Origin of the sequence: Mycolicibacterium agri (assembly GCF_002553505.1) — a bacterium.
In the GTDB taxonomy this organism is placed as follows: Bacteria; Actinomycetota; Actinomycetes; order Mycobacteriales; family Mycobacteriaceae; genus Mycobacterium; species Mycobacterium agri.
In genome coordinates this window covers 17413-29464 of the sequence record NZ_PDCP01000024.1, presented here as the reverse complement: position 1 = coordinate 29464, position 12052 = coordinate 17413, and the positions used below count along the sequence as shown (strand labels likewise).

12 protein-coding genes are annotated in these 12052 nt (G+C 67.1%); 5 read left to right on the top strand and 7 right to left on the bottom strand.

Features of this window, described 5'->3' with window-relative positions; all coding sequences use genetic code 11:
* Window positions 1–4: 4 nt before the first annotated feature.
* Entirely contained in the window at window positions 5–1204 is a 1200-nt protein-coding gene (locus tag CQY20_RS14955; RefSeq protein ID WP_097940865.1) for an iron-containing alcohol dehydrogenase family protein, read from the bottom strand.
* 54 nt (window positions 1205–1258) lie between these two features.
* Here CQY20_RS14955 and CQY20_RS14950 point away from each other — a divergent pair, with 54 nt between their 5' ends.
* Together CQY20_RS14950 and CQY20_RS14945 are read left to right on the top strand one after the other, a co-directional pair.
* Window positions 1259–1993, top strand: a complete 735-nt coding sequence (locus tag CQY20_RS14950) for a FadR/GntR family transcriptional regulator (protein ID WP_097940864.1) — start codon at window positions 1259–1261, stop codon at window positions 1991–1993.
* Between the two features lie 24 nt (window positions 1994–2017).
* Complete coding sequence (locus CQY20_RS14945) at window positions 2018–3421, top strand: purine-cytosine permease family protein (RefSeq protein ID WP_097940920.1); 1404 nt, start codon at window positions 2018–2020, stop codon at window positions 3419–3421.
* Here CQY20_RS14945 and CQY20_RS14940 read toward each other — a convergent pair.
* The 3 genes from CQY20_RS14940 to CQY20_RS35490 are packed head-to-tail and all read right to left on the bottom strand — an operon-like array spanning window position 3379 to window position 5968.
* Window positions 3379–3903, bottom strand: a complete 525-nt coding sequence (locus CQY20_RS14940; RefSeq protein WP_097940863.1) for a GNAT family N-acetyltransferase — start codon at window positions 3901–3903, stop codon at window positions 3379–3381. The two genes, CQY20_RS14945 and CQY20_RS14940, sit on opposite strands and share 43 nt — an antisense overlap.
* Window positions 3904–3917: 14 nt before the next feature.
* Entirely contained in the window at window positions 3918–4811 is an 894-nt protein-coding gene (locus CQY20_RS14935) for an RNA polymerase sigma-70 factor (protein ID WP_097940919.1), read from the bottom strand.
* Window positions 4808–5968 carry an NAD(P)/FAD-dependent oxidoreductase gene (locus tag CQY20_RS35490; protein WP_097940862.1) on the bottom strand — a complete coding sequence of 387 codons (1161 nt, stop codon included), beginning with the start codon at window positions 5966–5968 and terminating at the stop codon, window positions 4808–4810. Before CQY20_RS35490 ends, CQY20_RS14935 begins: the two co-directional genes overlap by 4 nt.
* A gap of 137 nt (window positions 5969–6105) precedes the next feature.
* Between CQY20_RS35490 and CQY20_RS14925 the strand changes: the two genes are divergently transcribed.
* From CQY20_RS14925 to CQY20_RS14915, 3 genes are all read left to right on the top strand, one after another.
* The gene (locus CQY20_RS14925; protein ID WP_097940861.1) at window positions 6106–6585 is read left to right on the top strand and encodes a TspO/MBR family protein; all 480 of its coding nucleotides are present in this window, start codon (window positions 6106–6108) and stop codon (window positions 6583–6585) included.
* A gap of 139 nt (window positions 6586–6724) precedes the next feature.
* On the top strand, window positions 6725–7288 hold the full coding sequence (locus CQY20_RS14920; protein ID WP_097940918.1) for a TetR/AcrR family transcriptional regulator: 564 nt from the start codon (window positions 6725–6727) through the stop codon (window positions 7286–7288).
* Entirely contained in the window at window positions 7288–9531 is a 2244-nt protein-coding gene (locus CQY20_RS14915; protein WP_097940860.1) for a molybdopterin-dependent oxidoreductase, read from the top strand. Before CQY20_RS14920 ends, CQY20_RS14915 begins: the two co-directional genes overlap by 1 nt.
* Before the next feature lie 6 nt (window positions 9532–9537).
* On the opposite strand, the gene CQY20_RS14910 is transcribed toward CQY20_RS14915, so the two are convergent.
* The 3 genes from CQY20_RS14910 to CQY20_RS14900 form a co-directional block, all read right to left on the bottom strand.
* Window positions 9538–10728 (bottom strand): cytochrome P450, encoded by a 1191-nt coding sequence (locus CQY20_RS14910; RefSeq protein ID WP_234816251.1) that lies wholly within the window; start codon window positions 10726–10728, stop codon window positions 9538–9540.
* Between the two features lie 172 nt (window positions 10729–10900).
* Window positions 10901–11173 (bottom strand): DUF6295 family protein, encoded by a 273-nt coding sequence (locus CQY20_RS14905; RefSeq protein ID WP_097940858.1) that lies wholly within the window; start codon window positions 11171–11173, stop codon window positions 10901–10903.
* Window positions 11174–11179: 6 nt separating this feature from the next.
* Window positions 11180–11935 carry a dienelactone hydrolase family protein gene (locus CQY20_RS14900; protein ID WP_097940917.1) on the bottom strand — a complete coding sequence of 252 codons (756 nt, stop codon included), beginning with the start codon at window positions 11933–11935 and terminating at the stop codon, window positions 11180–11182.
* Window positions 11936–12052: the final 117 nt, after the last annotated feature.

The window sequence follows — 12052 nt, the reverse complement described above, 5'->3', positions numbered from 1 at the left end:
ATTCCTAACCCGATGCGGTGGTGAGTTGTCGGTCGTGCAGGGACAGGGCGGTGGCGAACGCGTCGCGCACCTCGGTGCGGGTCCACGGCTCGGGCGACATCGTGATGAAGTAGTCGGCCAACGCCAGGTCGGTGAGCCGGTCGAGGTCGTCGGCGGTCAGCCCGAGATCGCTCAGCACCGGGAACTGCAGATCGGCGAGCAGCGAGCGGACGGCAGTCACCAGCCGTGAACCGTCCCCGCTGCCATCGTCGGGCAGGCCCCACGCATCGGCGACGCGCTCGAGTTGGCCTGCCACGAAGCGCCGTTCGCGTTCCAGCGTTTCGGCGAACACGAGGCCGATCGTGAGGCCGTGCGCCGCACCGGTCAGTCCGCCGATGGCCTGGCCAAGCGAGTGCTCGGCGGAACAGTCCGAAATGTTCATCGCCAGCCCGGCCATCATGCTGCCGCAGGACATGTTCGACCGCGCAACGGCGTCGTTGCCGTCGCGGTATGCGGCAAGCAGTGAATTCCCCATCAGGTGGACGGCTTCCAGGGCGATCGCGTCGCCGATCGGCGTGCGAACCTTGGCGATCGTAGCGGCGATGGCCTGTGCGAGAGCGTCGATTCCGGTATTTGCCGTCATCGTGGGCGGCATGCTCAACGTCAACTCCGGATCGACCAGGGCGTACTGCGGCCGCAGGTTGGGATGCGCGATTCCGGCCTTCCGTCCGGCGCGGGGATCGGAGACCACCGAACCACCGGAAACCTCCGAGCCCGTGCCCGCCGTGGTCGGCACCGCGAGCAACGGAACCGACGGGGCCGGGTAGACCCGTTCGCCGGCGAGAAACTCGGTGAAGGTCGTGCCGAGCTGATGGCAGAGCCGCGCGGCCTTCGCGGTGTCGATCACCGATCCGCCGCCGAGCGCGATCACCGCGTCGGTGCGTTCGGCGCGCATGCGTGACGTCGCGGCGTCGACCATGTCGATGGTCGGTTCACCGGCCGGCTTTTCCATCCGGCTGACAGTCAGCCCGGATTCGCGCAGCACCTCCAGCACTCGTGCCACCGCCGGGTTGTAGGCCTCGGCGCTCTCGTCGGTGAGCAGCAGGACCGTGGAAGCCCCGGCGCCGGAGACGATTTCGGGAAGGCGGAGAGCGGTTCCTTCACCGAACGTGATGCGCACCGGGAGGTGGTTGGTGAAGGGGCCGATGGACGCGCCTAAAGCCATGGTCTGCCTTTCATACCAGTGGACAATAGAGCCAAGCGCGGTAGCCTTCAAGAGATGCCGGACGAGTTTCTGCTGAGGCCGCTCGATACGCCGCCTGCCTATGCCGCGGTGGTCGATCGGATCCGGCGCGCCATGGCGTTGGGGGTGTTGCTGCCCGGCGATCGGCTGCCCGCCGAGCGGGCGCTGGCCGAGGAAATGGGTGTCTCACGGGTGACTGTCCGCGAGGCGTTACGGGTCCTGCAGGGGGAGGGGCTGCTCGTCACGAAGCGCGGCAGCAGCGGCACGACCGTATCGCCCTCGCTGACCGATTGGCAGGACCCCAGTGAGTACGACAGGAAGATCACCGAGGCCTTCGAGCTGCGTCTTGCCGTCGAAACGATGGCGGCGCGGTTGGCAGCCGAACGCGTGGCCGCCTCAGACATCCAGCGGCTCAAGGAATGCCAGTCGGCGTTGGAGTCGAGCAGCGACGTGCACTCGTTCCGGCGCGCCGACTCCGAGTTCCATCTCGCCGTCGCGCGCATCAGCGCCAACAGCATGCTCAGCCAGGTCGTCGAGGACGTGCGCGCGGCGGTTTCGGCACGGCTGGAGCACTACGACTTCGCGGTGATCTACGAGTCGTCGATCCGCGGGCACGGCTCGGTGATCGACGCGATCACCAGGCGCGACCCCGACGCGGCCGCCGCGGCCATGGCGGCCCACATCGAGGAGGCCCGCGCCGAGGTGATGGCGGTGCTGTCCGACGGGCGCACCGCCCGAGCAAAGGACAGCGAGGCTCTGTCGGCCGATTGACCTGGTCATGATCGAATGGACGCCATGACGCAAGGGAACCGTTCCGGCAGCGCGCTCACCGCAGCGACCTTCACCGGACACACGCCGTCGGGCACCGGCGATCTGTCGGTCGAGACGCACGGCATCGCGCCGGTGCGCGAAGACCAGCGCTACGGCAGCCCGCGCCGGCTGTTCACCGTGTGGTTCGCGCCGCAGGTGACGCTGACCGGCGTGTTCACCGGTGCCCTCGCGATCGCGCTGGGCCTCGGGTTCTGGTTGGGCATGCTCGCGATGCTGATCGGCACCGTGCTGGGGTCGCTGGTGGTGGCATACCTGTCCACGTGGGGTCCCCGCACCGGAACGGCCCAGCTGCCGAATTCGCGGATGGCTTTCGGCGGCGGGGTCGTGCTTCCCGGTGCGCTGCAATGGCTTTCGTCGATCGCATGGGATGCGTTGGTAGGCCTGTTCGGCGGCGAAGCCCTCGCCGTGCTGCTGGGCATCCCATTCTGGGGCGCGGTGCTGATCGTGCTGGGCGTGCAGGGCGTGGTCGGGTTCTTCGGCTACGAAATGATCCACCGCATCCAGGCGGTGCTGACGGTGGTGCTGTTCGTCACGTTCGTGGTGTTCGCGGTGAAACTGGTCGCCGGCCACGAGGTCATCACACCGGCGACCGTGCACGGGCCCGACCTGGTGGGTGCGTTCATCCTCGAGGTGACCATCGGGTTCAGCCTGGCGATCTCGTGGGCCAGCTATGCCGCCGACTTCAGCCGCTATCTGCCCGCGGACTCGCCACGCCTGCAGGTGTTCGGCTACACCTTCGCCGGAATCGTGTTGGCCTACATCTTCGTTCAAGGCATCGGCATCGCGGCCGGTGACGTGGTGTCGGAGCAGACCGCCGAAGGGGTGCGGTCGGTGATGGGCGGCGGCGTGATCGGCGCTTTGGCGTTGCTCGTCATCGCGCTGGCGTCGATCGGCTCCGGCATCATGAACGACTACAGCGGCTCGCTGGCGCTGCAGACCATCGGGGTGCGGGTGCGCAGGCCGTTCTCGGCCCTGGTGGTCACGGCGATCGCGTTCGCGCTGATCCTCTGGCTGCACGCGGGGGATACCGCGTCACGGTTCGAGCATGTGCTGTTGCTGGTGAGCTATTGGATTCCGGCGTTCGTTGCGGTGGTTGTCATCGACTGGCGGTTCCGCGCCCGCGGGCGAGCGACGGTCAACCCGGCAGAGGAGCACACCGACGGCAGCGACGCGATCGCGGCCGTGGTCGCGTTCGTATTGGCCTACGGAGCCGCGGTGCCGTTCATGAACACCTCGCTGTTCACCGGGCCGATCGCCGCGGCGTGGCACGGCGCCGACGTCGCCTACTTCGTCAACTTCCTTGTCGCAGCGGTGCTTTACGGTGGCTACCGGCTGTTGCGCGGTCGTCCGGCGAACTTGGACAAGTAGAGCCACGTGGGCTGATAGCCGCGACGTTGATAGAGCCGGAGTGCGTCGGAGTTGCCCGACAGCGCGCCAAGGATGAAATCATTCACGCCGCGCTCGTGTAGGTGTCGCTCCAGTCGGTCGAGAAGCTCTGAGCCAAGCCCGCTTCCGCGGTATTCGGGCAGCACGCTGAGCGACTCGATCTCGCCGACCCGGTCGCCCGTGACCCAGGTGTCCTCGATCCATGAGCCCGCCACGGGCAGCACATGCGTCAGGCCGTAGCCGACGGCATTCTCGCCGACGAATGCGATCAGCAACAGCGTGTCGGGGCTGGCGATCAGCTGCTCGTAGAGTGCCCTGCGGGCGCGCCATGTCTCGGCGTCGCTGACGTAGGGCGCCAACTCGGGCATGGCCTCGCGATGGCGCTGATGCACCGCGACCCACAACGGTTCGAGGAGATCGAGGTCGTCGACGCCGCCTGTGCGCAGCCGCCATGGTGTCGCCATCAGGCCACGGTAACTCAGCTGCCGACGACGCCGTCCGCGATCGCGCGCAGCTTGTCGGGATTGGCCACGTTGTGGATGGTGACGATGCGGCCGTCCTCGTCGAGGTCCACGGTCAGGGTGGACAGGATCCGGCCGCCGCCGCGGATCAGAATGCCCGGCGCGCCGTTGATGTCGACGAGTTCGGGTGTCATGTCGCTGATTTCGACACCCTCGTACGGCCGGCTCGCCGTGCCTGCCAGCCAGCGGATGACCTTCTCGGCGCCGATGATCGGCCGCATCGCCTGGCGGACCTTTCCGCCGCCGTCGGTCCACAGCGTCACGTCGGGGGCCAGCAATTCCATCAGCTGGTTGATGTCGCCGCCCGTCGTGGCTGCGAAGAACCGTTCGGTGACCGCGCGCTTGGTGTTTCGGTCGGTGCCGAACCGCGGCCGGCGCGCCTGAATGTGGTTGCGGGCCCGGTGCAGGGCCTGGCGCACCGCCGCCTCCGAACGGTCCACGGCCTCGGCGATCTCGGCGTAGGAGAAGTCGAACACGTCCTTGAGCACGAACACGGCGCGTTCCAGCGGGCTCAACGTCTCCAGCACCACCAGCATGGCCATCGACACCGACTCGGCCACCGCGGCGTCCTCGGCGGCGTCCGGCTCGGTGAGGATCGGCTCCGGCAGCCACGGCCCGACATAGGTTTCCCGTTGCCGTTGGGTGGACCGGAGCCGATCCATCGCCAGGTTCGACACGATCCGGGCGAGGTAGGCCTTCGCGTCGGACACCTGGCTGCGGTCAGCCTCAGACCATTTCAGCCAGGCGTCCTGGACGACGTCTTCGGCGTCTGCCGCCGAGCCGAGCAGGCGATAAGCGATGGCGAACAACAACTTTCGATGCTCGGAAAACGTCTGTTCGTCGGTGTTCACCGCGTGGAGCCTCCTCCACGCCGCCACGCCATCAGCCCGATCGACGGGATCGTCCTGATCAGCCGATAGGTGGTCCACGGGCTCGAGCTCACGGTCTCTTTGTACGCCGCCGCCAGCCGACCGGCCAGGAACCACCGCTTCGGACGGTCGTCGGGGTGGGTGAACTGAATGACGGCGTCGCGGCGGCCCAGGCTGACAGGCTGGTGCACATAACCGAAGCGGAACGGCTTGGGCTGTTTGCCGTTGAGCTGCCGCACGATCGACGTGGCTGCGTGAACGGCGGTGGGGATGCCGCTCTGGCATGTCCCGTGAATGACGCCGTAGCGCTGGCGGATCGCCGCCGCATCGCCGACGGCGTAGACATTCGGGTGCGAGACCGATCGCAAGGCTTCGTCGGTGAGGATGCGGCCGCGGTCGTCGACCTGCAGGCCTGCGGCAGCCGCCATCGGCGACACGCGGACGCCGGTGGTCCACAGCACCGCCTGCGCCGAAACCACCTCGCCGTCGGCGAGTGCCACCCCGTCGGACATCACTTTGACGATGTCGACACCGGAGCGGACGGCGACGCCGAGGCGGTGCAGGCCCGCGTGCAGCCTGGCCCGCGCCTTCGGGCTCATCATCGACCCGGGCTCATCGCGGCTCAGCAGCACGACGTCGATACCGGGATGCTGCTCGGCGATTTCAGCCGCCGACTCGATGCCGGTCAGACCGCCGCCGGCCACCACGACGGTGCCGGTGCCGATCCGATCCAACTGCCCGGCCAACGCGGTGGCGTCCTGCTCGGTGTTGAGCGTGTAGGCGAATTCGTCGACGCCCGGGACCGTGTCGGTGTCGGCGACGCTGCCCAGCGCGTAGACGAGGATGTCGTAGCCCAACACGTGTTGGTCGTCGACGCGCACCGTCTGGTCGTCGGCGTTGACGGCGGTCACCCAGCCCTGCACGAACTGCACGCCGGTTCCGGCGAGCTGGTCCGGGATCTGCAGGTCGGCCAGTTGCTCGCCGGCGGCGACCTGGTGCAGGCGCAGGCGTTCGGTGAACCGGGTCTGCGGGTTGACCAGGGTGATGTGGACGTCGTCGCGGCCCTTCAGCCGGCCGGTCAAAGCCATGGTTGCGGCCATGCCGGTGTAGCCGGCGCCCAAAATGAGGATCTCGGTCATTGGCTTCGTCCTTTCCCGTTGGTTGATGGCTGGTATGGCTTGCTGTCCACGAGACGTATGCAGCCCGCCGATTTGTGACATCGCGGGTGTGACGTGGCTGGCGTTTGCGTCCCGCCCGGCCCGGCTATGTAGGAGCAATGCGTCCTGGAACACTTGCCAAGTCGGCAGCGGCAGTCCTCGTCACCGCGGCGGTGGGCGGCGTCGCGAGCCGGTCCTCGGATTCGGTTTGGTATGCCAAGCTGCGCAAGCCGTCTTTTCAGCCGCCGCCGCAGGCGTTTCCGATCGTCTGGCCGATCCTGTACGCCGACATCGCGGCGGTGTCCGCGTCCACGATCGATCATCTCCAGGAGCGGCAGCGCGATGATGACGCCCGCGCGTACCAGGCGGCGCTGGCGGTGAACCTGGTGCTGAACGGCATGTGGTCGTGGCTGTTCTTCAAGTGGCGCAAGCCCGGTGCGGCGGCGGTCGGCGCTGCGGCGCTGACGGCGAGCAGTGTCGATTTGACGCGGCGGGCGGTCGAGACTCGCTCCGGGCGTGCCGCGCCGCTGGCGCTCTACCCGCTGTGGTGCGCGTTCGCGACCGTGCTCTCCACCCGAATCTGGTGGCTGAACCGCTGACCTCATTACGCCCAAACCGACATATGGGCGTATTTGTGCGAGTAGATCGCGCCATTTTGTCGATTTCGGCGGGCTGCTCTAGGCATCCAGCGTTATGTATGCCATCATATATAACGTGGTCAGCACCCCACGCGACCGGATGGTCGTCTCCGCCGCCCTGTTGATCCGTGAACGCGGCGCCCACGCGACCGCCATCTCCGATGTGTTGAAGCACAGCGGCGCGCCGCGCGGATCGGCCTACCACTATTTCCCCGGCGGCCGCGGGCAGCTGCTCGAAGAGGCAATCGACTTCGCGGGGCAGTACGTCGCGGGCAAGATCGCCGCCGCGCCGAACGCGATGCGACTGCTCGACGACTTGGTGGCGCACTACCGCGAGGAGTTGATCCGCAGCGACTATCGCGCGGGCTGCCCGGTCGTCGCGGTCACGGTCGAAGCCGGCGACCCGGACAGTCCCGATCGCACGACGAAACTCATCGAGCGCGCCGCGGCGGCGTTCTCGTCCTGGACGTCGCTGATCGGCCAGCGTCTGGTCGCCGAGGGCGTAAGCGAGTCCCGCGCCGAGGAAATGGCGATGTTGGTGATGACGTCGCTGGAGGGCGCCATCATCGTCTCCCGCGCCACCCGCGATGTGAAACCGCTCGATCTCGTTCAACGCCAACTGCGCGAGTTGCTGCAGGCCGAAATCTCCGAAAGGAAGCCCTGATGCCCACTGACTGGCAGCCGACCGCCTGCATCCTCTGCGAATGCAACTGCGGCATCGTCGTGCAACTCGACGGTCGCACATTGGCGAAAATCCGTGGCGACAAACAGCATCCGGCGTCGAAGGGTTACACCTGCAACAAGGCGTTGCGGCTGGACCACTATCAGAACAACCCCGCCAGACTGACGGCGCCCATGCGCAGGCGCGCCGACGGCAGCTACGAGGAAGTCGACTGGGACACTGCGATCACCGAGATCGCGGAGGGCTTCAAGCGCATTCGTGACACCTACGGTGGCGACAAGGTCTTCTACTACGGCGGCGGTGGCCAGGGGAACCATCTCGGCGGCGCGTATTCGGGTGCCTTTCTCAAGGCGATCGGCGCCCGCTATCGCTCGAATGCGTTGGCGCAGGAGAAAACCGGCGAGGCGTGGATCGATGCGCACCTGTACGGCGGGCACACCCGCGGCGAATTCGAGCACGCCGAGGTGGCGGTGTTCATCGGGAAGAACCCGTGGATGTCGCAGAGCTTCCCGCGCGCCCGCACGGTGCTGAACGAGATCGCCAGAGACCCCGCGCGGACGATGATCGTTATCGACCCGGTGGTGACCGACACCGCGAAGATGGCCGACATCCATTTGCGGGTGCGGCCCGGCACGGATGCGTGGTGTCTGGCGGCGATGGCCGCGGTGTTGGTGCAGGAGAACCTGTGCAGCGAGGCGTTTCTCGCCGATCACGTGAACGGAGCCGACGCGGTGCGCGAGGTGCTGCGCCAGGTGCCGGTCGGTGAGTACGCGCAGCGCTGCGGCGTCGACGAGGAACTGATTCGGGTTGCGGTCCGGCGCATCGCCGCTGCGGGCAGCGTCGCGGTGTTCGAGGATCTGGGGGTCCAGCAGGCGCCGAACAGCACGCTGTGCTCGTACTTGAACAAGATGCTGTGGATTCTGACCGGGAACTTCGCCAAGAAGGGCGGCCAGCATCTGCATTCGTCGTTCGCACCGCTGTTCACATTCGGCGGCGTCGGGAAGTCACCGGTCACCGGCGCGCCGGTGATTTCCGGGCTGGTCCCGTCGAACGTTGTGCCGCAGGAGATCCTGACCGATCATCCAGACCGGTTCCGGGCGATGATCGTCGAAAGCAGCAACCCCGCGCATTCGCTGGCGAACTCGGCCGCGTGCCGCGAGGCGTTCCAGTCGCTGGAGCTGATGGTCGTCATCGATGTGGCGATGACGGAGACGGCGCGCCTTGCACACTATGTGCTGCCCGCAGCCAGCCAGTTCGAGAAGCCGGAAGCCACGTTCTTCAACCTCGAATTCCCGCACAACAGCTTCCATCTGCGTCACCCGTTGATGGAGCCGTTGCCTGGCACGCTGCCCGAACCGGAGATATGGGCGCGGCTGGTGCGGGCGCTCGGCGTGGTCGATGACGCCGATCTGGCGCCGTTGCGGGAAGCGGCCGCACAGGGTTTGGAAGCCTACGCACAGGCGTTCTTAGCAGCGGTCGGCGTGAATCCAGCGATGTCGCGGGTGCTGCCGTTCGTTCTCTACGAGACGCTGGGGCCGACGCTGCCGGAGGGGTTGAAGGGTGCGGCCGCGCTGTGGGGGCTGGCGCAGAAGACGGCGATGACCTATCCGGAGGCGGTGCGCCGGGCGGGCCACGCCGACGGCAACGCGCTCTTCGAAGCGATCCTGTCCAGCCGGTCGGGTGTTACGTTCACCGTGCACGAGTACGAGGACGATTTCGCGTTGATCTCCCACGCAGACCGCAAGATCGCGTTGGAAATCCCCGAAATGATCGACGAGATACGAAGATTGGCGGCGGCACCGCCTTCCTTGACGACGCCGGAGTTCCCGATCGTGCTGTCGGCGGGTGAGCGGCGCGCCTACACCGCCAACGACATCCTGCGCGACCCGAGTTGGCGTAAACGGGACACCGACGGGGCGTTGCGCGTCAGCGTCGAAGATGCGCAGGCGCTGGGTCTGGTCGACGGTGCCCGTGCGCGCATCACCACCGCCGCGGGCAGCGCGGAGGCGACCGTGGAGATCAGCGAGGCGATGCTGCCCGGCCACGCGTCGCTGCCGAACGGCTTCGGCGTTGACTTCGTCGACGAGGATGGCCGGACCGTGGTGCCCGGTGTGGCACCCAATGCGCTCACGTCGACGGAGTGGCGCGACCCCTACGCCGGCACGCCGTGGCATAAGCATGTGCCGGCGCGCATCGAGGCCGTCGAAGCCGCTGTCGCCGTGTAATGGGCCTCAGCGGTCACGCCAGTAGCGGACAGAAACCCCGCGGTGGGGCAGCAACACAATCCCACGCCGTACCTGCCGGTCTTGATTGGGGTGCACGGGCTCGAAATGGCCCGAGCGCAGCATGGTTTCGAGGGCAACTGTCAGTTCCAGGACGCTGAAGCTGGCGCCGAGGCACCGCTTGATTCCACCGCCGAACGGGATCCAGGCGTATGTGGGCGGGCTGACACCGAGGAACCTCTGCGGGCGGAAATCGTGCGGGTGGTCGTAGGTCTCGGGGTCGAGGTTCACCTCGCCGATATGGGGGACGATGCGGGTGCCGGAAGGCACGGTATAGCCACCGAGTTGATAATCGCGAGCCGTGTAGCGGCCGGTGAATGGGGAGGGCGGCCGGATGCGGAGTGTTTCGTTGATGACGGCCTCGGTGTAGGTGGTTGAGCCGCCGTCATCGGCTTCGGCTTGAACCTTGGCCAGGATGTCGGGATGGTGCAGCAAGAGGTCGACCATCCAGGCGAGCGTCGTAGCGGTTGTCTCGTGCCCGGCCAACACTAATGTGACGAGGTCGTCGCGAATCTCCTTGTCGGTCAGGTGCTCTCCCTCTTCGCCGCGGGCGGTGAGCAACAGCGACATGATGTCGGTGCGGTCGGTGAGGCCGGGGTCTTGCCGGCGAGCGGCAATCATCGGGGCGAGTACCTCGTCGATTGCCCGGTTGGCGCGGTCCAGCTTGGGCCAGCGCTTCAGGCCGCCCACCGAGTGCAGGGCGACGCGCAGGATGAGTTGCTCAGAGGAGCCGAGGTTCAACAACGTCTCGAAGGGACGGCCGAGTCGCCGGCGTTCGTCGCGGTCGTCAACGCCGAACATGATGCGCACGATCACGTCGAGCGCGAGGTCGCGTGCCGCGGTGAGCATCTTGAAGGGTTCGCCCGTTGGCCAGGAGGCGAGCGCAGCGCGGGTGCTCTCTTCGATGATCGGCCGGTAGTTTTCGAGTGCCTTGCCGTGAAGCGGCGGCGTCAGCAGCTTTCGCCGTCGAAGGTGTTCGGGTTCTTCTTGGACGAACATCGAACCCGTGCCGTAGATGAGTGCTGACGGACGGACTCCGCGGCCGCCGAGAAGGATGTCGGGCTTCTCGGTGAACACCTGCTTGACCATTTTCGGGTCCTTGATGAGGACCACGGGGATGCCCGGCAACGGGATGGACACCACCGGACCGTAGGCCGCGAAAAGACGCCGTATCAACCATTCTCCGGCGAGCAGGTAGCCGACGCCGCACGCCGCTGCGACGACCGGGCGAAGCGGCGCAATCGCCCGTGGGCCGGGCGGTTGCCGCCCGACCGCAGCCGTCGCGGTGGTATCGATCCTGAAACGATAGTGGCTACTGGTCCTTGGAGGCGAGACCGGCGGGGGCCGAGTCGAGTGCGCGGTGAATGGCGTCGGCGAGTGCCAACGCCGACTCTTCGGTCAGCTCCAGCGCCACGCGCGCGGACGGTCCGAGCGCTGGATTGAGCATGTCGATGTTGAGCGTGTGGCCGTAGGGCGCGTGGACGGGGTGATCGACGTAGACGGTCGCCTCGCTGACCGGGAACCACCCCTTGGCGCCCTTGCCGCTGCCGTCGACGTCGATCTTCTCGGTGAGATACGTGCACATGCGGGCTCAGCCTTTCAGGTGTGTGTCGAAGAACTCGTTGATCCGCCGCCAGCCGTCGATGGCTGCCTCGACGCGGTAGGCGGGCCGGTCGACGGAGAAGAACGAATGGCCGGCATTCGGGTAGGAGATGAACGTGTGGTCCTTGCCCAGTCGAGTGAGTTCGGCGTCGAGCGTGGCCACCGATTCCGGCGATGGGTAGCGGTCGTCGTCGCCGAACAGCCCGAGCAGCGGGCAACTGAGGTTGGGCGCCAGCCCGAGGATCGGGCGCATGGTCGGCGGCATTCCCTCGGGCGGGTCCTCGACCACGAAGGCGCCGTAGCAGTCGACCGCCGCGTCGAGTTGCAAGGAGCAGGCGGCGAGAAATGCCTGTCGCCCGCCTGAGCAGTGGCCGATGACGCCGATCTTCCCGTTGGCCTCGTCAAGACCGCGCAGGTAGTCGGCCGCCCCGGCGACGTCGCCGACCAATCGCTCATCGGGGACACCACCGGCAGCGCGCGCAGTCGCAGCGGCGTCGTCCGGGTCGGCGCCCGGCGCTTCGCGCGAATAGAGGTTGGGCACGATGGCCTGGTACCCGTCGACGGCCAGGCGGCGGACGAATTCCTTTGTCTCGCGGTCATAGCCGGGCATGTGGTGGATCCAGACCACGCCGCCGCGTGAGCCGGGCGCGAGTGGGATGGCCCGGTACGCCTCGATCTCGTCGCCGTTGTGGCCGGTGATGGTGACGGTTTCGGCCCGGATCGCGTCGGGGCTGACTGAACTCATCGCTGGGTCCTTTCGGTTGGCGCCGACCTCCAATCTGCCCATTGCGGTATGCGCGCCGCAACCCGGTCTCGCCGGCTGCCAACTTCGTATGTGTTTCCTATGAGCTTCGAGAGAACC